Origin of the sequence: Pantoea sp. YR525, from assembly GCF_900116775.1 — a bacterium.
Taxonomy (GTDB): Bacteria; Pseudomonadota; Gammaproteobacteria; order Enterobacterales; family Enterobacteriaceae; genus Pantoea; species Pantoea symbiotica.
Genome location: NZ_FPBU01000001.1, coordinates 614,573 through 637,928 on the forward strand (window position 1 = coordinate 614,573; position 23,356 = coordinate 637,928).

General features: G+C 54.9%; 26 protein-coding genes. 12 read left to right on the forward strand and 14 right to left on the reverse strand.

Annotation, left to right across the window (positions count from 1 at the left end; translation table 11 throughout):
- The first annotated feature begins 20 nt into the window (after window positions 1–20).
- Together poxB and ltaE are read left to right on the forward strand one after the other, a co-directional pair.
- Window positions 21–1,742, forward strand: coding sequence for a ubiquinone-dependent pyruvate dehydrogenase (gene poxB, locus BM323_RS02825; RefSeq protein ID WP_008102436.1), 1,722 nt, complete (start codon window positions 21–23; stop codon window positions 1,740–1,742).
- A gap of 67 nt (window positions 1,743–1,809) precedes the next feature.
- Window positions 1,810–2,811, forward strand: coding sequence for a low-specificity L-threonine aldolase (ltaE, locus tag BM323_RS02830; protein ID WP_008102438.1), 1,002 nt, complete (start codon window positions 1,810–1,812; stop codon window positions 2,809–2,811).
- 37 nt (window positions 2,812–2,848) lie between these two features.
- Here ltaE and BM323_RS02835 read toward each other — a convergent pair whose 3' ends face one another.
- Together BM323_RS02835 and BM323_RS02840 are read right to left on the reverse strand one after the other, a co-directional pair.
- Window positions 2,849–3,673 (reverse strand): N-acetylmuramoyl-L-alanine amidase, encoded by an 825-nt coding sequence (locus BM323_RS02835; RefSeq protein ID WP_008102440.1) that lies wholly within the window; start codon window positions 3,671–3,673, stop codon window positions 2,849–2,851.
- Window positions 3,673–3,993 (reverse strand): heavy metal-binding domain-containing protein, encoded by a 321-nt coding sequence (locus BM323_RS02840; RefSeq protein ID WP_007887640.1) that lies wholly within the window; start codon window positions 3,991–3,993, stop codon window positions 3,673–3,675. Before BM323_RS02840 ends, BM323_RS02835 begins: the two co-directional genes overlap by 1 nt.
- A gap of 98 nt (window positions 3,994–4,091) precedes the next feature.
- Between BM323_RS02840 and BM323_RS02845 the strand changes: the two genes are divergently transcribed.
- The 6 genes from BM323_RS02845 to artJ (BM323_RS02870) all read left to right on the forward strand — a co-directional run bounded on the left by BM323_RS02845 (window position 4,092) and on the right by artJ (BM323_RS02870) (window position 8,601).
- Window positions 4,092–4,631 (forward strand): lipoprotein, encoded by a 540-nt coding sequence (locus tag BM323_RS02845; protein WP_008102441.1) that lies wholly within the window; start codon window positions 4,092–4,094, stop codon window positions 4,629–4,631.
- Between the two features lie 239 nt (window positions 4,632–4,870).
- A complete protein-coding gene (gene artP / locus BM323_RS02850) occupies window positions 4,871–5,599 on the forward strand; it encodes an arginine ABC transporter ATP-binding protein ArtP (protein WP_008102444.1) in 729 nt (242 codons plus the stop codon).
- A gap of 15 nt (window positions 5,600–5,614) precedes the next feature.
- Window positions 5,615–6,346, forward strand: a complete 732-nt coding sequence (gene artJ, locus BM323_RS02855) for an arginine ABC transporter substrate-binding protein (RefSeq protein WP_008102446.1) — start codon at window positions 5,615–5,617, stop codon at window positions 6,344–6,346.
- Window positions 6,347–6,352: 6 nt separating this feature from the next.
- Entirely contained in the window at window positions 6,353–7,066 is a 714-nt protein-coding gene (artQ, locus tag BM323_RS02860) for an arginine ABC transporter permease ArtQ (protein ID WP_008102448.1), read from the forward strand.
- Between the two features lie 2 nt (window positions 7,067–7,068).
- Window positions 7,069–7,737 carry an arginine ABC transporter permease ArtM gene (gene artM / locus BM323_RS02865; RefSeq protein ID WP_008102451.1) on the forward strand — a complete coding sequence of 223 codons (669 nt, stop codon included), beginning with the start codon at window positions 7,069–7,071 and terminating at the stop codon, window positions 7,735–7,737.
- A gap of 132 nt (window positions 7,738–7,869) precedes the next feature.
- On the forward strand, window positions 7,870–8,601 hold the full coding sequence (gene artJ, locus BM323_RS02870; RefSeq protein ID WP_008102453.1) for an arginine ABC transporter substrate-binding protein: 732 nt from the start codon (window positions 7,870–7,872) through the stop codon (window positions 8,599–8,601).
- A gap of 62 nt (window positions 8,602–8,663) precedes the next feature.
- On the opposite strand, the gene rlmC is transcribed toward artJ (BM323_RS02870), so the two are convergent.
- From rlmC to BM323_RS02920, 10 genes are all read right to left on the reverse strand, one after another.
- Window positions 8,664–9,800: a 23S rRNA (uracil(747)-C(5))-methyltransferase RlmC gene (gene rlmC, locus BM323_RS02875; protein ID WP_008102455.1), complete on the reverse strand. Its 1,137-nt coding sequence runs from the start codon at window positions 9,798–9,800 to the stop codon at window positions 8,664–8,666.
- A 48-nt stretch (window positions 9,801–9,848) separates the two neighbouring features.
- Entirely contained in the window at window positions 9,849–10,316 is a 468-nt protein-coding gene (locus BM323_RS02880; protein WP_008102457.1) for a YbjO family protein, read from the reverse strand.
- 85 nt (window positions 10,317–10,401) lie between these two features.
- Window positions 10,402–11,247, reverse strand: coding sequence for a putrescine ABC transporter permease PotI (potI, locus tag BM323_RS02885; protein WP_008102460.1), 846 nt, complete (start codon window positions 11,245–11,247; stop codon window positions 10,402–10,404).
- Window positions 11,244–12,200: a putrescine ABC transporter permease PotH gene (gene potH, locus BM323_RS02890; RefSeq protein WP_008102463.1), complete on the reverse strand. Its 957-nt coding sequence runs from the start codon at window positions 12,198–12,200 to the stop codon at window positions 11,244–11,246. Before potH ends, potI begins: the two co-directional genes overlap by 4 nt.
- A gap of 9 nt (window positions 12,201–12,209) precedes the next feature.
- Entirely contained in the window at window positions 12,210–13,343 is a 1,134-nt protein-coding gene (potG, locus tag BM323_RS02895) for a putrescine ABC transporter ATP-binding subunit PotG (protein ID WP_008102465.1), read from the reverse strand.
- 114 nt (window positions 13,344–13,457) lie between these two features.
- Entirely contained in the window at window positions 13,458–14,567 is a 1,110-nt protein-coding gene (potF, locus tag BM323_RS02900; protein WP_008102467.1) for a spermidine/putrescine ABC transporter substrate-binding protein PotF, read from the reverse strand.
- Window positions 14,568–14,939: 372 nt separating this feature from the next.
- The gene (locus BM323_RS02905) at window positions 14,940–15,419 is read right to left on the reverse strand and encodes a type III secretion system chaperone family protein (RefSeq protein WP_008102469.1); all 480 of its coding nucleotides are present in this window, start codon (window positions 15,417–15,419) and stop codon (window positions 14,940–14,942) included.
- An 87-nt stretch (window positions 15,420–15,506) separates the two neighbouring features.
- Entirely contained in the window at window positions 15,507–16,409 is a 903-nt protein-coding gene (gene rimK, locus BM323_RS02910) for a 30S ribosomal protein S6--L-glutamate ligase (protein WP_008102471.1), read from the reverse strand.
- A 17-nt stretch (window positions 16,410–16,426) separates the two neighbouring features.
- Complete coding sequence (gene nfsA, locus BM323_RS02915) at window positions 16,427–17,149, reverse strand: oxygen-insensitive NADPH nitroreductase (RefSeq protein ID WP_008102473.1); 723 nt, start codon at window positions 17,147–17,149, stop codon at window positions 16,427–16,429.
- 16 nt (window positions 17,150–17,165) lie between these two features.
- Window positions 17,166–17,417, reverse strand: a complete 252-nt coding sequence (locus BM323_RS02920; protein ID WP_008102474.1) for a DUF1418 family protein — start codon at window positions 17,415–17,417, stop codon at window positions 17,166–17,168.
- A 169-nt stretch (window positions 17,418–17,586) separates the two neighbouring features.
- Between BM323_RS02920 and BM323_RS02925 the strand changes: the two genes are divergently transcribed.
- Complete coding sequence (locus BM323_RS02925) at window positions 17,587–17,850, forward strand: GrxA family glutaredoxin (RefSeq protein WP_007887673.1); 264 nt, start codon at window positions 17,587–17,589, stop codon at window positions 17,848–17,850.
- A gap of 33 nt (window positions 17,851–17,883) precedes the next feature.
- Here BM323_RS02925 and ybjM read toward each other — a convergent pair whose 3' ends face one another.
- Window positions 17,884–18,255 (reverse strand): inner membrane protein YbjM, encoded by a 372-nt coding sequence (gene ybjM, locus BM323_RS02930; RefSeq protein ID WP_008102476.1) that lies wholly within the window; start codon window positions 18,253–18,255, stop codon window positions 17,884–17,886.
- Window positions 18,256–18,509: 254 nt separating this feature from the next.
- Between ybjM and BM323_RS02935 the strand changes: the two genes are divergently transcribed.
- Both BM323_RS02935 and ybjG read left to right on the forward strand, forming a co-directional pair.
- Window positions 18,510–20,198 carry an aspartate:alanine antiporter gene (locus BM323_RS02935; RefSeq protein ID WP_008102478.1) on the forward strand — a complete coding sequence of 563 codons (1,689 nt, stop codon included), beginning with the start codon at window positions 18,510–18,512 and terminating at the stop codon, window positions 20,196–20,198.
- 351 nt (window positions 20,199–20,549) lie between these two features.
- A complete protein-coding gene (gene ybjG / locus BM323_RS02940) occupies window positions 20,550–21,155 on the forward strand; it encodes an undecaprenyl-diphosphate phosphatase (RefSeq protein WP_091003229.1) in 606 nt (201 codons plus the stop codon).
- A gap of 63 nt (window positions 21,156–21,218) precedes the next feature.
- Here the strand turns inward: ybjG and BM323_RS02945 are convergent, their stop codons facing one another.
- Window positions 21,219–22,424 carry a serine hydrolase gene (locus tag BM323_RS02945; RefSeq protein WP_071531640.1) on the reverse strand — a complete coding sequence of 402 codons (1,206 nt, stop codon included), beginning with the start codon at window positions 22,422–22,424 and terminating at the stop codon, window positions 21,219–21,221.
- A 274-nt stretch (window positions 22,425–22,698) separates the two neighbouring features.
- On the opposite strand from BM323_RS02945, the gene BM323_RS02950 reads away from it, so the two are divergent.
- Entirely contained in the window at window positions 22,699–23,355 is a 657-nt protein-coding gene (locus tag BM323_RS02950) for an HAD family hydrolase (protein ID WP_008102483.1), read from the forward strand.
- Window position 23,356: the final 1 nt, after the last annotated feature.

Genomic DNA, 23,356 nt, shown 5'->3' on the forward strand with positions numbered 1-23,356 from the left:
CACCAGAAAGGAGCATAACGATGAAGCAAACTGTGGCAGCAATGCTGGCAAAAACCCTGGAAAACGCCGGTGTGAAACGCATTTGGGGCGTCACCGGTGACTCACTTAACGGGCTGAGCGACAGCCTGAATCGCATGTGCACCATCGAATGGATGCCGACGCGCCATGAAGAAGTGGCGGCGTTCGCGGCCGGCGCCGAAGCCCAAATCAGCGGCGAACTGGCGGTATGCGCCGGTTCCTGTGGACCGGGCAACCTGCATCTCATCAACGGCTTATTTGATTGCCACCGCAACCACGTTCCGGTATTGGCGATCGCCGCCCACATCCCTTCCAGCGAAATCGGCAGCGGCTACTTCCAGGAAACTCATCCGCAAGAATTGTTCCGCGAATGCAGCCACTATTGCGAGCTGGTGTCCAATCCGGAGCAGCTGCCGCAGGTGCTGGGCATTGCGATGCGTAAAGCGATTCTCAATCGTGGCGTATCGGTAATTGTGATCCCCGGCGACGTGGCGTTGCAGCCGGCGCCGGAAAGCGCACGCAGTGAATGGTATCCGCCGCAGCTGCCACACGTGGTGCCAACCGCCAGCGAAGTGTCCGCCTTAGCCGAAACGCTGAACGCAGCGGAAAATATCACTCTGCTGTGCGGCAGCGGTTGCGCTGGCGCGCACGCCGAAGTGGTGAAGCTGGCAGAAACGCTGAAAGCGCCGATCGTGCATGCGATGCGCGGTAAAGAGCACATCGAATACGATAACCCTTACGATGTCGGCATGACCGGATTGATTGGTTTCTCCTCTGGTTTCCACGCCATGATGAATGCTGATACCTTAGTGCTGCTGGGGACGCAATTCCCCTACCGCGCCTTCTATCCGGCTGATGCCAAAATCATCCAGATCGATATCAATCCCGGCAGCCTTGGCTCCCACAGCCATGTCGATATGGCGCTGGTCGGTGACATCAAAACCACCTTACATGCGCTGCAGCCGCAGCTCACCAGCAAAACCGATCGCCAGCATCTGGATAAAGCGCTGGAGCATTATGTCGATGCGCGTAAAGGGCTGGATGAGTTGGCCACCGCCAACGATAAGTTGGCAATTCACCCGCAATATCTGGCCCAGCAAATCAGTGAATATGCCGATGACGACGCCATCTTTACCTGCGACGTCGGCACGCCAACCGTGTGGGCGGCGCGCTATTTGAAGATGAACGGCAAACGTCGTTTAATCGGCTCGTTCAATCACGGGTCGATGGCCAACGCCATGCCGCAGGCGTTAGGTGCACAGTCGCTGGACAAGCAGCGTCAGGTGGTTGCGCTGTGTGGCGACGGTGGTTTTAGCATGCTAATGGGCGATTTCATTTCGGTGGCGCAGCTGAAACTGCCGGTGAAACTGGTGATCTTCAATAATAGCGTGCTGGGCTTTGTGGCGATGGAGATGAAAGCTGGCGGCTATCTAACCGATGGCACCGATCTCGAAAACCCTGATTTCGCCGCCATTGCCGCCGCCTGCGGCATCAAAGGCATTCGCGTCGAGAAAGCCTCCGATCTCAACGGCGCGCTGCAGGAAGCCTTTGCGCATGATGGTCCAGTGCTGCTTGACGTAATTACCGCCAAGGAAGAGTTGTCGATGCCGCCGCAAATCAAAGCCGAGCAGGCCAAAGGTTTTAGCCTCTATATGATGCGCGCCATTCTGAATGGACGTGGTGATGAGATCGTGGAGCTGGCGAAAACCAACTGGCTGAGGTAAAACAATTCAGGCCAAACATGATGATAACGCGGGCGCTCTGCCCGCTTTTTTATTTCAGGAGAGCGACGTGATCGATTTACGCAGTGATACCGTAACCCGCCCGAGTGCTGCCATGCTTGATGCCATGATGGCAGCCGAAACTGGCGATGATGTCTACCGCGATGACCCCACCGTACACGCACTGGAAGTCGAAGCCGCACGCTTGAGCGGCAAAGCCGCTGCTCTGTTCTTCCCCACCGGCACGCAAGCCAATCTGGTGGCGCTGCTGTGCCATTGCCAGCGCGGCGATGAATATATCGTGGGTCAACAGGCGCACAACTATAAATATGAAGCCGGTGGTGCGGCGGTGCTCGGCAGCATTCAGCCGCAGCCGATTTTGCACGCCGAAGATGGTTCCCTGCCGCTGGCAGATGTAGCAGCCGCCATCAAACCCGACGATTTCCACTTCGCCCGAACGCGTCTGTTGAGCCTGGAAAATACCCATCACGGGAAAGTGCTGCCGCTCAGCTATCTGGAGCAAGCGTGGAAGTTGACCCGTGAGCGCAAGCTGGCGCTGCACATTGATGGCGCGCGTATTTTTAACGCCGTGGTGGAACAGAACGTTGAACTGGAAGCGATTGCACGTTACTGCGACACCTTAACCATCTGCCTGTCAAAAGGGCTCGGCACGCCGATTGGTTCGCTGCTGTGTGGCGATGAGGCGTACATTGAGCAAGCGCGTCGCTGGCGCAAAATGACCGGCGGCGGCATGCGCCAGTCGGGCATTCTGGCCGCTGCTGGCCTGTATGCGTTAAAGCACAATGTCGCGCGTCTCAAAGACGACCATGACAACGCAGCGTGGTTAGGCGAGCAGCTAAGTGCCATCGGCGTTGAAGTGCTCAATCAGCACACCAACATGCTGTTTGTGAAGGTGCCCACCGAAAAAGTTGAAGCGCTGAAAAGCTGGATGCAGTCGGGCGATGTATTAATCAGCGTCGGGCCCGTGACGCGTATTGTCACGCATCTGGATGTCAGCCGTCAGGATCTGCAACGGCTGGTGGCGCACTGGCAGGCGTTTCTGCAGCAGTAAACAAACCGTCGCCATTTATGGCGACCGATGCGGCGCATCACTGCGCCGCACCGTACTTCGCTAATAACGCACGCGCAATCGCGAGGGTTTCCGCATCGGCGATGCCGCGATAATCACGCGGGCGGAAATGCATCTGAAACGCTGCAATCAGCTTGCGCTGCATCTGCGGCGTGGTTGCCGCCGCAACGTCGTAGCCATAGCGCTGCAGCGCATCCAGCAATGCTGCCTGATCCACGCCCTCATCCGCTGCGCGTCCGTTAAGATAACGCTGCACCGTTGCCTGCTCGGGCCACGCGCCTAAACCTTGCTCTGCCAGTTGTTGCCACGGAAACAGCGGACCGGGATCCTGCTTACGCTGCGGTGCGATATCGCTGTGTCCGACCACATTTTCCGGCGCGATACCGTAGCGCTGGGTGATGTCTTCCACCATCGCCATCAGCGCGCTGATCTGCTGCGGCGTAAAGGGCTGCCACTGTAAACCTGTCAAAGTGCGGCGATAACCGCTGTTGACGATTTCAATGCCAATCGAGGTGTCATTAATGCGCGTTGCGCCGCGCCAAAAACTCTGGCCCGCGTGCCATGCGAGCTGGCTTTCCGGCACCAGTTGCCACACTACGCCCTTGCCGTTTTTCTGCGGCGGATGCTGCGGAATCAGGTAGTGCGCGCTAACGTCCCGATCGGTCAGTGTCGCCAGCGAACTGGAGAAATCCTCGGCGGTGTAGTGAATTACCACCACCTTAATGCGCGGTCGCGCGCCCTGCGCTGGATGCGCGGTATCGACCCAATAACCGTGACGCGCTTCAATCGATGACTGACAAGCGCTCAGTAACAGCGCCATCGCCAACAGAACCACCACGCGCATTAGCGAATAATCACGGCGGTGCCGGTGACGCTCACCATCAACATGCTGCCCTCTTTACCGACGGTTTCGTAGTCGATATCGATGCCCACTACCGCGTTGGCACCGAGCGCTTTCGCCTGCTCTTCCAGCTCTTTGAAGGCAATCTGACGCGCTTTGCGTAACTCTTTTTCGTAGGCGCCAGAGCGGCCACCAACGATATCGCGAATGCCGGCGAAGAAATCGCGGAAAATATTGGCGCCGAGAATCGCTTCACCGGCGACCACGCCGCAATATTCACTGATGCTGTGTCCTTCCAGCGTGGGCGTTGTAGAAAATTTCATGGTGTTCTCCTTTTCTGAATCAGCTCGTAGCGCTTAAAAGCAAGGCTATACTCTATGCTAAAAATGGCGCTTTGCCAGTGAACAATAAGGAAATCGAGATGAGAAACAATGCCTTTGCGCTGCTTATTCCTGCAGCGTTGCTGCTGAGTGCTTGTACCACCGTTGAGCCGGTCATTAAGGATAATGGCCCGCGCACCGCTGCCTGTGTTGAAGGTGGTCCGGACAGCGTGGCACAACAGTTCTACGATTTACGCGTCAGCCAGCCGACGCAAGGTTTGCCAGACAGCAACACACTGGCGAAATATCGCCCTTACCTCAGCGATCACCTGTATCAGAAGCTGCTGAGTGCCAGCAGCCAGAATCCAAAACCGGCGGCCTGGAGCCAAGGCGATCTCTTCTCCAGCCTGGCGCAAGGCCCAACCTCGGCGGAGGTTGCCAGCGCATCCACCATTCCTAACCGCGACGCGCGCAATATCCCCCTGCGCGTCGAGCTGAGCCGCGATAACAAAACCTGGAAAGATGAAGTGCTGATGATCCACGAAGGCACTTGCTGGGTAGTTGATGATGTGCGTTATGTCGGCCAGGTGCCGCACGTCGGTGGCGGTTCGCTGACGCAGCTGCTGGAAGCGAAAAAGTAACCGTTCACTTTTCCCGCAGTTAACACCATTGATTAGCGCGCCGCATCCTTGCGGCGCTTTTTGTTGATATTTTGTGAACTAAATAGGGCTCGCCAGCCCTCATCCACCTTGAGTTGCGCGATATTGTGCTACGCTTTGGAGGTTTCACTGCTCTTTAATAAATATTAACCCACCACAATTGCATAACTATTCTGGTGACGTTAAAATCCGCGACACTAATTACTATTCATTTTTAGCGCATGAGTATTCAACTAAACGCCATAAACTGTTTTTACGGTGCCCATCAGGCACTGTTCGATATCAACCTGGCTTGTCCGCAGGGTGAAACGCTGGTGTTGCTCGGCCCGAGTGGCGCGGGTAAAAGTTCGCTCCTGCGCGTTCTCAACTTGCTGGAGCAACCGCGTTCCGGCAGCCTGCAGATTGCCGGCAACCAGTTTGATTTCACCAAAGCCCCTTCCGACAGCGCAATTCGCGAGCTGCGGCAGAACGTGGGCATGGTATTCCAGCAATACAATCTGTGGCCGCACCTGAGCGTGGTGCAAAACCTGATTGAAGCACCGTGCCGCGTGCTCGGTCTCAGCAAAGATGCCGCGCGTGCGCGTGCGGAAAAGCTGCTGGATCGTCTGCGCCTGACGCCGTACGCCGATCGCTTCCCGCTGCATCTTTCCGGCGGCCAGCAGCAGCGCGTCGCGATTGCCCGTGCGCTGATGATGGAGCCGCAGGTGCTGCTGTTTGATGAACCGACCGCCGCGCTCGATCCCGAGATCACCGCCCAGATCGTCAGCATTATTCGTGAGCTGGCACAGACCAACATCACACAAGTGATCGTCACGCACGAAGTGGAAGTAGCGCGTAAAACCGCCAGCCGCGTGGTGTATATGGAAAACGGTCACATTGTTGAGCAAGGCGATGCCAGCCACTTTACACAGCCGCAAACCGACGCGTTTGCTAATTATCTTTCGCATTAAGTCAGGAAGCTTCTAATGAAAAAAGTTGTAATTGCTGCCCTCCTTGCTGGCCTGAGCCTCAGCGCTTCAGCGGCACAGACACTGCGTTTTGCTACCGAGGCTTCTTATCCTCCGTTTGAATTCGTCGACTCTGATAACAAAATTCAGGGCTTTGATGTCGATCTGGCTAACGCGCTGTGTAAAGAGATGGATGCGACCTGCACCTTCACTAATCAGGCATTCGACAGCCTGATCCCCAGCCTGAAGTTCCGTCGTTTTGACGCGGTGATGGCGGGCATGGACATCACGCCAGATCGTGAGAAGCAAGTGCTGTTCTCCAAGCCGTACTACGACAACTCTGCCATCTTCATCGCGCAGAAAGGCAAAATGGCTGACGTGGCCGCGCTGAAAGGCAAGCGTGTTGGCGTGCAGAACGGCACCACGCATCAAAAATACCTCTCTGACAAGCACAGCGACATCACCGTTGTGCCTTACGACAGCTACCAGAACGCGGTGCTGGATCTGAAAAACGGTCGCATCGACGCTGTATTCGGTGACACCGCCGTGGTCAACGAGTGGCTGAAGCAGAACGCCAACCTCGCGCCGCTGGGTGAGAAAGTGACGGATAAAGATTACTTCGGTACCGGTTTAGGTATTGCCGTGCGTCAGGGCAATAGCGAGCTGCAGGGCAAGTTCAATGCGGCGCTGGAGAAGATCAAAGCTGACGGCACCTACAAAACCATCTACAGCAAATGGTTCCAGCAGTAATTTCTGATGAATGAAATGATTCCACTCGCAAGCGCCGCCGGTATGACCGTCGGCCTTGCCGTTTGTGCACTGATCGCCGGCCTTGTGCTGGCGATGATTTTTGCTGGCTGGGAATCGGTACGCTGGAAACCGCTGGCGTGGCTCGGTACCGCACTGGTCACGCTGATTCGCGGCCTGCCGGAAATTCTGGTGGTGCTGTTTATCTATTTCGGCGCTTCTCAGCTGCTGCTGACGCTCTCCGATGGCTTCCACATCAATCTCGGCCTGTTTGCTATTCCTGTGCAGGTGCAGATTGAAAACTTCGACGTCAGTCCTTTCCTGTGTGGTGTGATTGCGCTGGCGATGCTCTATTCCGCCTATGCGTCACAAACCCTGCGCGGCGCGCTGAAAGCGGTGCCGGTCGGCCAATGGGAATCGGGCCAGGCGCTGGGCATGAAGAAGTCGGCGATTTTTCTGCGCCTGATCATGCCGCAGATGTGGCGTCACGCTCTGCCCGGTTTGGGTAACCAATGGCTGGTTTTGCTGAAGGATACTGCGCTGGTCTCGCTGATCAGCGTCAACGATTTGATGCTGCAAACCAAAAGCATTGCCACGCGCACCCAAGAGCCGTTTACCTGGTATCTGGTGGCGGCGGCGATCTATCTGATTATCACGCTATTCAGTCAGTTCGTGCTGCGCCGCATTGAATTGCGCACCACGCGTTTTGAGCGGGGGGCTTAAGCATGCTGGATTACTTACCCGAGCTGCTGAAAGGGTTACACACCAGCCTGACGCTGACCGTGGCTTCGCTGATTGCGGCTTTGGTGCTCTCTGTGCTCTGCACCATCGTGCTGGCGCTCAAAGTGCCAGTGCTGAATTGGCTGGTGAAAGGCTATATCACCCTGTTTACCGGCACGCCGCTGCTGGTGCAGATCTTCCTGATCTATTACGGTCCCGGCCAATTCCCCAGCATCCAGAACATTCCGTGGCTGTGGCATCTGCTGTCGCAACCGTGGCTGTGTGCGCTGCTGGCGCTGTCGCTCAACAGTGCGGCTTACACCACACAGCTGTTTTACGGTGCGGTGCGTGCGATTCCATCTGGTCAATGGCAATCCTGCGCGGCGCTCGGCATGAACCGCAAAGATACGCTGCGCATTCTGCTGCCCTACGCCTTCAAGCGCGCCCTGTCGTCCTACTCCAACGAAGTGGTGCTGGTATTCAAAAGTACCTCGCTGGCTTACACCATTACGCTGATGGAAGTGATGGGCCACGGGCAGCTGCTATATGGCCGCACTTACGATATCTCGGTGTACGCTGCCGCTGGCTTGATCTATCTGGTGGTTAACGGCTTGCTGACGCTGATGATGCGTTTGGTTGAGAAGCGTGCGCTGGCATTTGAGCGCCGTAACTGATGTCACCATAACAGGCGCCTGAAACGGCGCCTGTTATCATTTAAATTAATAAGCAAAAATATTGCATATAAATTCATTAACTGGCATCGTGTAACCCGTTCCGTCTCTGGCATGGTTTACAGGAGTTACATAATGAAAAAATGGATCGTTGCTGCTGCACTGGCAACTCTGGCAATGAATGCTTATGCGGCCGAAAAAATCCGCTTTGCCTCTTCCGCAACTTATCCCCCGTTCGAATCCCTTGATCACGACAACCAAATCGTTGGTTTCGATATCGATCTGGCAAAAGCACTGTGCCAGCAGATGAAAGCGGATTGCACCTTCACCAACAACGCCTTCGATAGCCTGATTCCATCGCTGAAATTCCGTCGCTACGACGCCGTCATTTCCGGCATGGACATCACCGCCGATCGCAGTAAGCAGGTCGATTTCACCCAGCCTTATTATGCTAATTCGGCGATTGTGATTGCGCATAAAGGCCAGTTCACCGATTTCAGCCAGCTGAAAGGCAAACGTGTTGGCGTTGAGAACGGCACCACGCATCAGAAATACCTGCTGGAGAAACATCCAGAGGTGATTACGGTGGCGTATGACAGCTATCAGAACGCGATTCTCGATCTGAAAAACGGTCGGCTGAACGGCGTGTTTGGTGATACGGCGGTGGTGAATCAGTGGCTGAAGGCCAATGACGATCTTAGCGCGGTCGGCGAGCACATCACCGATACCGACTTCTTCGGCACCGGTTTAGGCATTGCAGTACGCAAAGGCAATGAGCCGCTGCTGAATGAGCTGAACAGCGCGTTAGTGGCGTTGAAAGCCAACGGCACCTGGCAGCAAATCAATCAGAAGTGGTTCCCGGAATAAGCATTATGGGATAGCGTGGCGGGCGCCAGACAGGTTCTGCACGTCCTCCGTTCCGGTGAACGTTACGCTGTTCCACCCTTCTTGCTTAACAAGCACAGCACTTCAAAATGCACAGTATGCGGGAACATGTCGAACAGCTGCACGCGGATCACGTCATACTCCGCCAGACGCGCAATATCCTGCGCCATGCTGGTGGGATTGCAGCTGGAATAGAGAATGTAATCCGGCGCCATCTCACTGAGATAAGCACACAACTCTGCGCCGATACCACGACGCGGCGGATTCACCAGCACCAGCTGCGGCACCGCTTCACGCGAAGTGGCGAACTGAGTGGAATCCAGCGCGGCAAAACTCACTTTTTCTAATCCAAGCTGCTGTGCCGACTGCTGCGCACAGGCAATGGCTTCAGCATTGATTTCGATACCGGTCAGCTGCATCTCCGGCGTTGCGCAGTGCAAACCAAATCCCCCGACGCCACAAAACAAATCCCACATGCTATTAACCGGCAACTGCGCAACCCAATCACGCGCGGTGGCGTAAAGATCGGCGGCAACCTGTGGATTGGTCTGGAAGAAGCTTTGCGGACGAATATAGAGCGGCACCTGATTAAAGCGCTCCGCCAGCGCCTGATCCGGCGTCAGCGCAATTTCTTCATCACCTTCAAGAATCGCCATATGCACCGGCTGAATATTAGCGGAGATCACCTTCAGCTGCGGCAGCTGCTGTTGTAGCCACGGCAAGGCATCGCGCAGCTGCTGCAGCTTATTGGTGGATCGCAGCACAAAACGCAGCATCATGCCGCCCTGGGTACTCTCCGTCAGCAACAGGAATTTCAGTTCACCGCGTTTGCGCGCCACGTTATACGGCGTTAAACCGGCGCGGGCGATAAAGGGTTTGAGCAGCGTGAACACCGCGCTGAAGCTGTCGGGATAGAGCGGACAAGCGCAGAGATCGACCGGTTCACCGTCGCGCGCCACCATGCCAAAAATCGGCCGCTCAACGCTACCGCTCACCACCATTTTGGCTTTATTACGAAACCCTTGCTGCGCGGATTGCACCGGCGGCAACCATTCGCCCATCGGCCTCTCAGCCAGCAGTTGTTCCAGCAACGACTGCTTGTCGTTGAGCTGTTGCGGATAGGGTTTTTCCAGCCACTGGCATGAACGACAGCGACCGGCATCATAAAGCGCGCAATGCATGCAAATGCCTGTATTCAGAATCGGGAGAAAAAATGGGGGGCGATTGTATCACCGGTGCCGGAAAAAAGCGCGGCTGCTGGCGGGCACAAACAGCAGCGCTAACACCAGCACATCCGGCAGCTTTTGCAGCAGCGTGTGATGAATAATTTGCGCATTACTTTCGCCAGGGATGCTGAAAATTTCCGGGTAGATCCAGCCCACCGATGCCATCAACATGTAGATCAGCACAATGATTTGCGTCGCGACATAGCCCCAGCGCCCACGATTATTGCCGCGCATCAGGGTAAAGGCGCAGCGCAGTTCAAACAGGAAAATCAGCTGGCTGGCGATAAAGATCAGCGTGGAATCCCAGGCTTGCGCGCTGCGATGCACGAAATTGGCAAGTTCGTCGTAACCCAGTTCGTTGGCCAGCATCAACACGCTGAGGCAGCGCGTAATGATGATGGCACAGCCCGCCACCATTACCGGCACCGGCGTAGCGTTAATCATTGAACCGTGTTTCAGGGTTTCCGACATGGTATTGCTCCGTAACTGAGGTGCGCATAAATGCGCACCCTACGACGTAGGGTCGCCATTAATGGCGACCTTAATGTTACGGCGTTCAGCCACGTTTTGCTTTCTGAATATCGCGTAAACGCTGCTTTTCTTCGTGCGCCATAAAGCGCCAGGCGATAAAACCGACTAAACCGACGACAAACAGAATCAGCGAAGCTAAAGCGTTGATCTCCGGATTCACGCCACGACGCACGGTAGCGAAAATCGCCATCGGCAAGGTGGTCGCGCCTGGGCCGGTCACGAAGCTGGCAATCACCAAATCATCCAGCGATAGAGTAAACGCCAGCAGCCAGCCGGTAACGATAGCGGGCGCGATCATCGGCACGGTGATGACGAAGAACACTTTCACCGGCGTTGCGCCGAGATCCATCGCCGCCTCTTCAATCGAGCGATCCAGCTCGCGCAGACGCGAGTTGATCACCACCGCCACGTAAGCGGTACAGAAGGTCACGTGCGCCAGCCAGATAGTCAGCATGCCGCGATCGCTCGGCCAGCCAAAGGTGTTGCCCATCGCCACGAACAGCAGCAGCAAGGATAAACCGGTGATCACATCGGGCATTACCAGCGGCGCCGTCAACATAAAGGCGAAACCGTTATGCCCACGGAAGCGACCAAAGCGCACAATCACCACCGCCGCCATAGTGCCGAGCACCACCGCCATGGTGGCTGAGAGCGCGGCGATGGTCAGGCTGAGACCCACCGCATCCAGCATCGCTTGATCCTGGAACAGCACCTTGTACCAGTGGAACGAGAAGTTCTCCCACACCGTAACCAGCGGCGAACTGTTGAAGGAGTAAACCACCAGCAGCAGCATCGGCGCATACAGGAACATAAAGCACAGCACCAGAATCACGGTGCGCCACGGAGAGCGAATGGTCGGTAACTGGCTCATTCTTTCTCTCCCACTTCACGGTTCTGGTGCTTGTGGAACCAGATAATCGGCAATATCAGAATCAACAGGATGATCACCGCCAGCGCGGACGCTACCGGCCAATCGCGGTTGTTAAAGAACTCCTGCCACAAAATACGCCCAATCATGATGCTGTCCGGGCCGCCGAGCAGTTCCGGGATCACGTACTCACCGACCGCCGGAATAAACACCAGCATCGAGCCAGCAATAATCCCGCCTTTGGTCAGCGGCACAATCACGCTGAAGAAGGTTTTCAACGGACGTGCACCGAGATCCAGCGAGGCTTCCACCAGCGAATAATCAATACGCGTCAGCGCGGTATAAATTGGCAGCACCATAAACGGCAGATAGCAGTAAACGATGCCGATATACACCGCCGTGTTGGTGTAGAGGATCACCAGCGGATGATCGATCACGCCGAGCCACATCAGGAAGCGGTTAAGAATGCCGTTGTTGTTGAGCAGGCCCATCCACGCGTATACGCGCACCAGGAACGAGGTCCACGACGGCAGGATCACCAGCAGCAGCAGAATCGTACGCATTGATGGCTTGCTGTGCGCCACCGCCCACGCCAGCGGATATCCGATCATCAGGCAGATAATGGTGGAGATGCCCGCCACTTTCAGCGACGTCAGATATGCGTCGGCATACAGCGGATCGTCGGTCAGCGTGAAGTAGTTACCGAGGTTAAGCACCAGATTGAGCTCGCCATCGGCCCAGGTGACCAAATCGGTGTACGGCGGAATGGCGCGCGCAATATCGGCGAAACTGATCTTCAGCACGATCAGGAACGGCAGCAGGAACAGCAGGATCAGCCACAGATACGGCAAGGCAATCACCAGCTTGCGGCCATGCTGCATCTTGATGCGCGTTGCCCAGCGCTGCAGCGGCGTGCCCACCACTTCGGGCTCGCTGCGTTGAGAAATCTGGCTCATATCGCCCCCTTAAACCGTCAGAACCACACAGCTGTCGGCGTCCCAGCAGAGACGCACTTCATCGCCCCACGTTGGCGCGCCTTTGCGGTAGCGATGGGCGTTTTGCAACTGTGCGCTGATCATCTGACCGCTGCGCAGACGCACGTGATAAATCGACAGGTCGCCGAGATAGGCGATGTGAACCACTTCACCCACGGCAAAGTTACAGCCATCGGCAGGGACTTCTTCGCACAGCATCACTTTTTCCGGACGCAGCGCCACGTGCACCGGCACGTTATCCACCACGGAGACATCGGTCTGCACTTTCAGCGGATGCACTAAGCCAGGCGCGTCAATGATCAGCGCGTCTTCACCGCGCTCGCGCAGCAAGCCTTCAAACACATTCACCGAACCGATGAACTCCGCACTGTAGCGGCTGGTTGGATGCTCGTAGATCTCTTCCGGCTCACCAATCTGCACGAATTTGCCACGGTTCATTATGGCGATACGGCCCGCCATGGTCATTGCCTCTTCCTGATCGTGCGTTACCATCACGCAGGTAGCGCCGACACGCTCGAGAATATCGACCACTTCATGCTGCATGCGATCACGCAATTTTTTATCCAGCGCGCCCATCGGTTCGTCGAGCAGCAGCAGCTTAGGGCGTTTCGCCAGACTACGCGCCAGCGCCACACGCTGACGCTGACCGCCAGAGAGCTGATGCGGCTTACGCTTGGCGAACTCCTGCATATGCACCAGCGACAGCATCTCTTCGACGCGGCTAGTGATTTCGCCTTTCGGCAGTTTGTCCTGCTTCAGGCCGAAGGCAATGTTCTGCTCCACCGTCATGTGTGGGAACAGTGCGTAGGACTGAAACATCATATTGATTGGGCGCTGATACGGCGGAACATGGGAGAGATCCTGGCCATCCAGCACAATCTGGCCGCTGGTTGGCGGTTCGAATCCCGCCAGCATGCGCAGCAAGGTCGATTTGCCACAGCCGGATGCGCCCAGCAGCGCAAAAATCTCACCTTTGTAAATGGTCAGACTGACATCATCCACGGCGTGCTGGCCGTCAAAAGATTTGGTCAGGTTGCGAATTTCCAGCAGCGGCGTCATCGCCTTAGCCGTTTTATTTGGGGGGCGGGGAATCGCGTCGTTCACTAACATTTCTCCGGCGCTAAAATCGCGCGGCACAGCCAGCCGCTAAAAATGGCACAACAGAGGCCATCACTGCGCCTCTGCTGTCGTCTTCAGGCAATAATCGTTCAGAACGAATTACTTACCACTTTTTACTTTAGTCCATGCACGGGTACGCACACGATCCAGTTTCGGATCCTGGACCTTGAGCACAAACAGTTTGGCCATGGCATCCGGCGTTGGGAAGATGCCCGGATTGTTACGCACGTCCGCATTGATCAGCGGCAGCGAGGCTTTATTACCGTTGGCATAGTTCATGTTGTTGGAAACATCAGCGATGACTTTTGGATCCATCATGTAGTTAAGGAACTGGTAGGCTCCTTCCACATTTTTCGCGTCTTTAGGAATCGCAAACATGTCGAAGAACGCCAATGCGCCCTGCTTCGGCACGATGTAGCCGAGATGCACGCCGTTGTTGGCTTTATCCGCACGATCTTTCGCCTGCAGGATATCGCCCGACCAGCCAATTGCGACACAGATGTTGCCGTTCGCCAGGTCGTTGATGTACTGCGACGAGTGGAAGTAACGGATGTTTGGACGCAGTTTCAGCAGCAGATCAGTCGCCGCGCCAGAGTAATCTTTCGCGTCAGAGCTGTTTGGATCTTTGCCGAGGTAGTTCAGCACGGTGGCGAAGATCTCTTCCGGTGCATCAAGGAAGGAGACGCCACAGCCTTTCAGTTTTTCCAGGTTTTCTGGTTTCAGCACCAGATCCCAGCTATCCAGCGGTACATCTTTGCCCAGTGCGGCTTTCACTTTATCGACGTTATAGCCGATGCCAGTGGTGCCCCACAGATAAGGAATCGCGTATTTGTTACCCGGATCGTGCTGGGCCACTTTCGCCATCAGATCGGGATCAAGATTTTTGTAGTTCGGCAGCTTGCTCTTATCCAGCTCCTGGAACACGCCCGATTGCAGCTGACGCGCGAGGAAGCTCGACGACGGCACCACCACGTCATAACCGGTGCTACCGGCCATCAGTTTGCCTTCCAACACTTCGTTGGAGTCAAAGACGTCATAAACCACTTTATCGCCGGTCTGCTTTTCGAAGTTCGGCACGGTATCCGCCGCGATATAATCGGACCAGTTATACACATGAACCGTACTACCTTCGGCCTGCGCACCGCCGGCCGCAGCCATCAATGCACCAGCAACCACACCTGACAACCATTTTTTACGTTGGTTGAACATGTTTTACTTCCTCCTGAGCGGGTCATCACAACGCTGCATACACGGCGATCCGGACGTTGCGTTTTCTGTTAAATCACAGGCACACAATGAATCAATATTCAGCGGGAGTTTAATAGCAAAAACCTATACCTGCGCTGAGGTTGCACGTCTCAAGCAGCCCCGCAAGAATAGCCCCCCCGCACCACCTGCACCAGATCCCAGCTTAAAAAACGCCTTTTCGCGATAAGTTATGCATGTTTCTGCTATGGGGTTTGGCGTTAGTGGCATAAAGCACGACTAATATCTGGCAATAAAGGGCAAAGTGCAGAATAAAAAGTGGTGGGACAAAAATGAAAACTGCCGCAAAAAGCGGCAGTTAGCGAGGCGGGGAACTCAGTGCAGCATCGCGTGGCTGCTGGAGCTGGGTTGTCGCTCCTCTTCTTCTTCTACCACCAGCAAGTGGTTAGCAAAGGCTTCCATGATCACCATAGAAACGCCCTCTTCACTTTGCTTCATAAAGTGGGAGAACTGACCGAAGGTTAATCCGGCACTGGTACTGATCGACTGGCAGACAATCAGCTTCGGCAGATTGTCGTCCTGAATATCAACAAAGGCTTTAATGGTCAGCGAGCTGGCGTTGATCTGCGATAAATCGCCCACCAGCGGAATCAGCGCCGTCGGTTTTACTTCTGCCAGCGCGGAGAAGAGGATAACGTTATCCACCAGGTCAATTTTTGCATCAAACACCCCGTCAAAATTCTGCATATGCGGCAGATGCAGTGCCTGACAGGCATCGCATTCGAACCAGGTGATATTTTGTTGATCCAGCCAGCGACGCAGCACGTCAATGTCCGGAACGACCAGTGAATCCATCGTAATATCCTGTGGGGTGAAGAAATGAGCGCCTTAGCTTACGGAAAAACCGATCTGGATGCCACGAAAACCGCTGAAAAGCGCGGGTTAGCCGCCGGTTTTAGGACGATAGCCGGGGCAAGCGTGCTGCTCAATCCACTTGATCATCATGGTGGCGATATCTAATCCGGTAATGCCCTCAATTCCTTCCAGTCCGGGCGAGGCGTTCACCTCCATAACCAGCGGTCCACGATTTGCGCGCAGGATATCCACGCCCGCTACCTCGAGCCCCAGCGTGCTGGCGGCTTTTACCGCGATATCCCGCTCCTGATCGGTGATCTGCACGGCTCGTGCTTTGCCGCCGCGATGCAGATTAGAGCGAAAATCGCCCTCTTTCGCCTCACGCTCAATCGCCGCCACCACTTCATTGCCAATCACCAGGCAGCGAATATCACGTCCTTGCGCTTCCTTAATGAACTCCTGCACCAGAATATGCGCATTGAGGCCACGAAAAGCGTCAATGACGCTCTCCGCCGCCTGGCGCGTTTCCGCCAGCACCACGCCGATGCCCTGCGTCCCTTCCACCAGCTTCACCACCAGCGGCGCACCGCCGACCATCGCAATCAAATCATCGGTATCATCCGGCGAGGAGGCAAAACCGGTGATCGGCATATCAATGCCTTCACGCGCCAGCAGCTGCAGCGAACGCAGCTTGTCACGCGCGCGGGTAATAGCGACTGATTCATTGAGCGGATAGCTACCTCGCACCTCAAACTGGCGCAGCACGGCGGTGCCGTAAAAGGTGGTGGCGGTGCCAATGCGCGGGATCACTGCATCAAAATGCCCCAGCGTCTCGCCGCGATAATGCACCGCCGGTGAATCGGAGTTGATGTTCATGTAGCAGGAGAGCGGATCGATGATCTGCACCTGATGACCACGCTCCTCCGCAGCGTCGCGCAGACGCTTACACGAATAGATCGATCCATCGCGGGTGAGAATGGCCATTTTCATTGCAGAGTTCCTTGTGCTTAGCGCGTCGCCCAGCCCTGCTGATGCAGGTAATCCAGAATGAAGGGACGCGTTTCTTTAATAATCAGGCGTTGAATCAGCTGGCTCCAGGTTTCGGAACGCTGGTTGCTATCACGTTGCTGATAATAAGCAGTAATTTGCTCATCGTACTGTGCCAGCAGCTTTTTATCGACGGGCTGATAACGATTTTCATGCACCAGCATCGCTTGCGGCATGCGTGGCTTGACGTCTGGCGCATCAGCTGGATGACCGACGCAGAAGCCGAACAGCGGCAGCACAAACTTCGGCAGTTCCAGCAGTTCGGTTACTTGAGCAATGCTATTACGAATCCCGCCAATGAATACGCCGCCAAGGCCCAGCGATTCCGCCGCCACCATGGCATTTTGCGCCATCAGCGCGGTATCAACGCAGCCGAGCAGCAGCTGTTCAGCACGTCCTAATTGCGCATCCGGGCAGATCTGCTGGTGACGATTGAAATCCGCGCAGAACACCCAAAACTCCGCTGCCGCGCTAACCCAAGGCTGGCCGCCGGTGAGTTGTACCAACTGCTCGCGCTTTGCGGAATCGGTGATACGAATAATCGAGGAGCACTGCAAAAAGCTGGAGGTTGAAGCCGCTTGTGCCGCTGCAATAATGGCGCTGCGTTGCGCCTCATCAATGCCCTGTTCGGTAAAAGCGCGAATGGAACGGTGGCTGCACAGTAAATCGATAGTCGGCGTCATAAATCCTCTCCGGTGGTTACTTCTTTTTATTGGAATGATTGAACAATTGTGGAGCCATCGCCTTCGCCGTGCGCCACATCATCATCCACGCGGCAGGCAGCATCAACGCGATGCCGAGAAAAAACAGCAGCGTCGCCAGCGGCTTTTTCGCGATGAAGTCAGGCGCACTCACCCAATCGTTGGTGAGCAACAATGCGCCAATCACGGCAAGCACGCCGAGCACTTCGAGCAGTAACACGGGTTTCGGTAATGTGGCGAGATCACGCATGCGAGGGTTCCTTGGCGTTCAATCAGTTTTAGCGTCTGCATAGGCAGCAGGTATCAGAATAACAGGTAACTTCTTCTTTCATTAAGCAGGATGGGCGGGCATGATGTGACGCATTATTCACGCTGTGATGTGATTCTAGTCACAAAACAGCAGCGGAAGGAGAGAAGCAATGATTGCAGTGATTTTTGGCCGTTCTAGCTGCCCTTACTGCGTACGTGCGAAAGAGTTGGCCGCCAAGTTGACCAGCGAGCGCGACGATTTTAACTATCAGTACGTTGATATTCAGGCCACCGGCATTACTAAAGCCGATCTGGAAGCCCGTGCCGGCAAGCCGGTAACAACCGTGCCACAGATTTTCCTCGACGATCAGCACATTGGTGGTTACACCGAATTCGCTGCCTGGACCAAAGAAAACCTGGGTATCGAAGCGTAAGAGAACGGGCCTGCGGGCCCGTTTTTATTGGTGCTATTCGGCACGCATCGCCAGCATAATCCGCAGCAAGCGCACCAGCAACGCACCACATCCCGCCCAAAACAGCGCACTCAAACTCCAGGCCACAATCAACAAGCCGCTATGCGTCATTGGCACCGCCAGCATCAACCACATCATGCCCAGCAGCGTACCGCCCAGCGCCACCCACAAGGTGCTGATCAGCGGACTTTCCGGCTGCAGTAGCGCCATCAAACATCCCGGCAGTAAAAACAGCAGTAATTCTGGTTGTCCGCGCACGGCTTGTTCACTGGCGGCGGCCCAGAAATGATGTGCATAAATAAACACCAGCGTATAAAGCATCACGCCCAGAATGGATGCTGGCCAGCGATTATTGCGCTGCAACATAATTATCCTCAACTTTGACGTTAACAATTATGAAACTTTTTCTGCCCTGATGCGCACGACTGGAAATAAAAAGAAACAGCTGGAGGCGAAAGGAATGAAAACTGCCGATAGCTGAGGGTGTTAATTATGATTAGAATGACGCCGCTTTAGATTTCGGCTTGAACGCTTTTGTTGCAGGAACCTTAACGTTCGGCACAAGATAGCGAAAAAAGGTCATCTCATCAACTGGTTACAGGTTAAGAAGAAGTTAAACCGTGAACATTAACGTCGCAGAATTGTTAAGCGGAAATGACGTTCTGTTATTATTTGTCGTTTTAGCACTCGGACTCTGCTTAGGTAAATTACGCCTCGGCTCGGTCCAACTCGGTAATTCCATTGGCGTGCTGGTTGTTTCGTTGATTTTAGGTCAACAGCACTTCGCCATTAATACTGACGCATTAAGTCTTGGCTTTATGTTGTTTATTTTTTGTGTCGGCGTGGAAGCCGGACCTAACTTTTTCTCGATATTTTTTCGCGACGGTAAAAATTACTTCTTCCTGGCGATTGTTATGGTGGTCAGCGCGCTGTTAATCGCGCTGACGCTTGGCAAAGTATTCGGCTGGGATATTGGTTTAACCGCAGGCATGTTAGCCGGTTCGATAACCTCGACGCCGGTGCTGGTGGGCGCTGGCGATACGCTGCGGCAAAGCATCAGCGACAGCCATCAGCTCACGTTGATGCAGGATAATCTCAGCCTCGGTTATGCCCTCACCTATCTGGTAGGTTTAGTCAGCCTGATTTTTGGCGCACGCTATCTGCCGCGCCTGCAACATCAGGATCTACCGACCTGTGCGCAGCAAATCGCACGCGAGCGCGGCCTCGACGCCGACAGTCAGCGCAAAGTGTTTCTGCCGGTGATTCGCGCCTATCGCGTCGGTCAGGAACTGGTGGAGTGGAGCGGCGGCAAAAACCTGCGCGAGCTGGGCATTCATCGCCAGACCGGCTGCTACATTGAACGTCTGCGCCGCAACGGCATTCTCGCCAGCCCGGACGGCGACGCGATGCTGCAGTTGGGCGACGATATCTCGCTGGTGGGCTATCCCGATGCACACGCGCGCCTTGATCCCAGCTTCCGTAACGGTAAAGAGGTGTTCGATCGCGACCTGCTGGATATGCGCATCGTCACCGAAGAGATCGTGGTGAAAAACCACAACGCGGTGAACAAGCGCCTGAGCCACCTCAAACTGACCGATCACGGCTGCTTCCTCAACCGCGTGATTCGCAGCCAGATTGAGATGCCGATCGATGACAGCATTATGCTCAACAAAGGTGATGTGCTGCAGGTAAGCGGCGAAGCACGTCGCGTCAAGAGCCTCGCCGATCGCATTGGTTTTATCGCCATTCACAGCCAAATCACCGATCTGCTCGCCTTCTGCGCCTTCTTTATCGTCGGCTTAATGATCGGCATGATCACTTTCCAGTTCAGCAATTTCAGCTTTGGCATCGGTAACGCCGCCGGATTGTTGTTCGCGGGCATCATGCTCGGCTTTATGCGCGCCAACCATCCGACCTTTGGCTACATCCCGCAAGGTGCGCTGACGATGGTGAAAGAGTTTGGTTTGATGGTGTTTATGGCGGGCGTTGGCCTGAGCGCGGGCAGCGGTTTGCAGCACGGTTTTGGCAGCGCCGGTGCGTTGATGCTGGTGAGTGGCTTACTGGTGAGTTTGCTGCCGGTGGTGATTTGCTATCTGTTCGGCGCTTATGTGCTGCGCATGAACTGCGCGCTACTGTTTGGTGCCATCATGGGCGCGCGTACCTGTGCACCGGCAATGGAGATCATCAGCGATACCGCGCGCAGCAGCATTCCAGCCTTGGGCTATGCAGGAACTTATGCGATTGCTAACGTTTTGCTGACGCTGGCCGGCACCTTGATCGTGATAATCTGGCCGCTTTTGCCTTTATAAAAATATTTTCGCGCTGTCCAGAACTTTCTTTGGGGGGCGCAGTCTGAATAAGTGCCACTGCTTTTCTTTGAAATCCCCAAATTGTGGAGCCCGCCGGTCACTGACTTGCGGGTTTTTTTATGGCTTTTTCGCCAGCTTGCCAAAATCCCCTTCGTCATCCTCTTGCTTCGCCCTGTTTTAATTAAACCTTCTTGCAACTTTCATCAAAGTTAAACACTCCAACAACCCGCAATAAGTTTAAGAGCGCGACTATGTACTCATAGCTGGTCCGCTTTTAGGCTATCAAACTTATTTTGCAGCCATATTTGCGCTGCTGTTTTTGGGTAAACAAGACGAGGACAAGGCATCGTGATGGAAGCACTGAACCACACGCTTTTTTTATGGATCAACGCCACGCAGGATTCACCGCCGTGGCTGATTAGTCTGGCGACCTTTATCGCCAAAGATGTGATTGCCATCGTGCCGCTGCTGATTGTGGCGCTGTGGCTATGGGGACCGCGCGAACATGTGCAATCGCAACGTGCGCTGGTGTTGAAAACCGGCATGGCGCTACTGTACGCGCTGAGCATCTCATGGTGCGTCGGCCAACTGTTGCCGCATCCACGCCCATTTGCCATAGGATTCGGGCATCAGTTCTTATCTCACGCCGCAGATGACTCTTATCCGAGCGATCACGGCACCACCATTTTTACCTTTGCGCTGGCATTTATCTTCTGGCATCGCTTGTGGTCGGGCGTGCTGTTGCTGGTGATCGGCAGCGCCATTGCGTGGTCACGCGTCTACCTTGGCGTGCACTGGCCAATGGATATGCTGGGCGGCTTTTTGGTTGGTTTGCTGGCGTGTCTGGCGTCGCACATGGCGTGGCAACTGTATGGCGAGCGCATGCTGGCGTTTACGCATCAGGTGTATCGCGCACTGTTTGCTATGCCGATTAAGAAAGGGTGGATTCGCGAATAATTGTTTTAGTCGCCATGAATGGCGACCCTACAACACGGTGCGCTTGATGCGCACCGTTTTTTATTAACTAAACCACTTCCCGAACCAGCCGTGGAATTTCATCATAATGAAGTCCCAAATCCGGCCAATAAAGCCGCCTTCCGGCACCGCTTCCATCGCCACCAGTGGACGTTGTTCAATGGTTTTGCCATCCAGCTGGAAATCGATAGTGCCCACCACCTGATTCTTCTCCAGCGGCGCTTCCAGCTGCGGTGAGTTCAGGGTAAAGCTGGCCTTGAGGTTTTTCATCTGCCCTTTCGGCACGGTGATGGCTGCGTCTTTTGCTACACCGAGATTGACCTGGCTATGATCGCCAAACCATACGCGCTGCTGCGCAAATGGCTTGTCGGCCTTAATCGGCGTCACGGTTTCATAGAAGCGGAAGCCCCACGTCAGCAGCTTCTCACTTTCACGGAAACGCGTAGCATCGGTTGCCGCGCCGAGCACCACGGAAATCAGGCGCATATCACCTTCGGTTGCCGAGGCCACCAGATTGTTGCCCGCGCCGGAGGTGTGACCGGTTTTAATACCATCCACCTTCAGATTAGTGCTCCACAGCAGACGGTTACGGTTCATCTGCTTGATCTTATTAAAGGTGAACTCTTTTTCGCTGTTGATCGCATACTCTTCCGGCACATCGCTGATCAGGCGCTGGCCGATAATCGCCATATCACGCGCGGTGCTGTATTGCCCTTCGGCGTCCAGGCCGTGCACCGTCATAAAGTGGGTGTTTTGCAGGCCAAAGGCTTTGACGTAGTTGTTCATCAACCCGATAAACGAATCCTGGCTGCCCGCGACATAATCAGCCAATGCGATACAAGCGTCGTTGCCAGATTGAATCACCACGCCTTTATTCAGTTCAGAGACCGGAATGCGATCGCCAGGCTTGAGGAACATCAGCGATGAACCGCGCAGTTTGGGATTGCCGGTGGCCCACGCATCCTGACCAATGGTGACCATGTCATCGTTGGTTATCTTGCCCGATTTCAGCGCCTGGCCGACCACATAGCTGGTCATCATTTTGGTCAAACTGGCGGGATCGAGGCGCTGATCGGCATTGGATTCCGCCAGCACTTTGCCGCTGTTGTAATCCATTAAGATCCAGGCTTTGGCGTCTATCTGCGGAGCGGCTGGAGCTTGTTCTGCCAGCGTTGAAATAGGAATGAAAAGTAATAATAGTGACGATGCAGCCAGCGGCCGCCATGCAGTAGCGAAGGTGTTTTTTCTCATGAGGATGACCAGATTGTCCTTGTTAAATCTTGGTTTTTTGCAGATAAGACGTGTCTCATCCCACGCTAACGGTTCAGGCCAGCGAAAAAAACCGTCCAATCGTAAAGTTTTATAGAGTTTATTAGAGTAACCCTGGCACCAACCGTGCAGCGCCGCCACTTTTGCCCATCTGACTATTGAAAAATTTTGCGTGTAATTCCGATTTTTCGCAGAACGGTTAAGCCAGTCACAAATTTCCGCTAACCTGAATTCAGTCAGCCTGAGGAGAGCCGCGATGGACTTAGCCATTTTCGATTTGGACGAAACCCTGATTTGTGAAGACAGCACCAGCCTGTGGCTGCGCTGGTTGGTTTCACAGGGATTTGCCCCCGAAGAGATCATCCAGCAGGAGAAAATCCTGATGGAAAAATATCACACCGGTACGTTATCGATTGAAGAGTATATGAACACCACGTTGGCGCCACTCGCCGGTATGGCCACCATGACCGTGGAAGGCTGGGTACGCCGCTTTATCCATCGCGACATCATGCCGCGCGTGTTCCCCGCCGCCCGTGAGCGCATTGAGTGGCATCAGCAGCGCGGCGACACGGTAATGATCATCACCGCCAGCGGCGATCATCTTGCTGTTCCCATCGCCGAGCGCCTTGGTGTTCACGGCGCACTGGCAATTGGCGTTGAAGTGGTGGATGAACGCTACAGCGGACAAACTTACGGCACCATGACCTATCGTGAAGGCAAAGTGACGCGCCTCAGCGACTGGAAAGCGTTACAGCAGGACCAACGCTTTGAACGCACCTGGGCTTACAGCGATTCAATGAATGATTTACCGCTACTGGCGCATGCCGACCATGCATGGGTGGTGAATCCCAATCCGCTGCTGCTGCAGGAAGCACAGCAGCGCGGATGGGAAGTGTGTAACTGGGCACGCTAAG

Excerpts from the sequence above, each read along its gene's own strand:
- poxB (WP_008102436.1), top strand. The coding sequence starts at position 21 with ATGAAGCAAACTGTGGCAGCAATGCTGGCAAAAACCCTGGAAAACGCC.
- BM323_RS02835 (WP_008102440.1), bottom strand. The coding sequence starts at position 3,673 with ATGCGCGTGGTGGTTCTGTTGGCGATGGCGCTGTTACTGAGCGCTTGT.
- BM323_RS02840 (WP_007887640.1), bottom strand. The coding sequence starts at position 3,993 with ATGAAATTTTCTACAACGCCCACGCTGGAAGGACACAGCATCAGTGAA.
- BM323_RS02845 (WP_008102441.1), top strand. The coding sequence starts at position 4,092 with ATGAGAAACAATGCCTTTGCGCTGCTTATTCCTGCAGCGTTGCTGCTG.
- artP (WP_008102444.1), top strand. The coding sequence starts at position 4,871 with ATGAGTATTCAACTAAACGCCATAAACTGTTTTTACGGTGCCCATCAG.
- artJ (WP_008102446.1), top strand. The coding sequence starts at position 5,615 with ATGAAAAAAGTTGTAATTGCTGCCCTCCTTGCTGGCCTGAGCCTCAGC.
- artQ (WP_008102448.1), top strand. The coding sequence starts at position 6,353 with ATGAATGAAATGATTCCACTCGCAAGCGCCGCCGGTATGACCGTCGGC.
- artM (WP_008102451.1), top strand. The coding sequence starts at position 7,069 with ATGCTGGATTACTTACCCGAGCTGCTGAAAGGGTTACACACCAGCCTG.
- artJ (WP_008102453.1), top strand. The coding sequence starts at position 7,870 with ATGAAAAAATGGATCGTTGCTGCTGCACTGGCAACTCTGGCAATGAAT.
- rlmC (WP_008102455.1), bottom strand. The coding sequence starts at position 9,800 with ATGCATTGCGCGCTTTATGATGCCGGTCGCTGTCGTTCATGCCAGTGG.
- BM323_RS02880 (WP_008102457.1), bottom strand. The coding sequence starts at position 10,316 with ATGTCGGAAACCCTGAAACACGGTTCAATGATTAACGCTACGCCGGTG.
- potI (WP_008102460.1), bottom strand. The coding sequence starts at position 11,247 with ATGAGCCAGTTACCGACCATTCGCTCTCCGTGGCGCACCGTGATTCTG.
- potH (WP_008102463.1), bottom strand. The coding sequence starts at position 12,200 with ATGAGCCAGATTTCTCAACGCAGCGAGCCCGAAGTGGTGGGCACGCCG.
- potF (WP_008102467.1), bottom strand. The coding sequence starts at position 14,567 with ATGTTCAACCAACGTAAAAAATGGTTGTCAGGTGTGGTTGCTGGTGCA.
- BM323_RS02905 (WP_008102469.1), bottom strand. The coding sequence starts at position 15,419 with ATGGATTCACTGGTCGTTCCGGACATTGACGTGCTGCGTCGCTGGCTG.
- rimK (WP_008102471.1), bottom strand. The coding sequence starts at position 16,409 with ATGAAAATGGCCATTCTCACCCGCGATGGATCGATCTATTCGTGTAAG.
- nfsA (WP_008102473.1), bottom strand. The coding sequence starts at position 17,149 with ATGACGCCGACTATCGATTTACTGTGCAGCCACCGTTCCATTCGCGCT.
- BM323_RS02920 (WP_008102474.1), bottom strand. The coding sequence starts at position 17,417 with ATGCGTGATCTCGCCACATTACCGAAACCCGTGTTACTGCTCGAAGTG.
- BM323_RS02925 (WP_007887673.1), top strand. The coding sequence starts at position 17,587 with ATGATTGCAGTGATTTTTGGCCGTTCTAGCTGCCCTTACTGCGTACGT.
- ybjM (WP_008102476.1), bottom strand. The coding sequence starts at position 18,255 with ATGTTGCAGCGCAATAATCGCTGGCCAGCATCCATTCTGGGCGTGATG.
- ybjG (WP_091003229.1), top strand. The coding sequence starts at position 20,550 with ATGGAAGCACTGAACCACACGCTTTTTTTATGGATCAACGCCACGCAG.
- BM323_RS02945 (WP_071531640.1), bottom strand. The coding sequence starts at position 22,424 with ATGAGAAAAAACACCTTCGCTACTGCATGGCGGCCGCTGGCTGCATCG.
- BM323_RS02950 (WP_008102483.1), top strand. The coding sequence starts at position 22,699 with ATGGACTTAGCCATTTTCGATTTGGACGAAACCCTGATTTGTGAAGAC.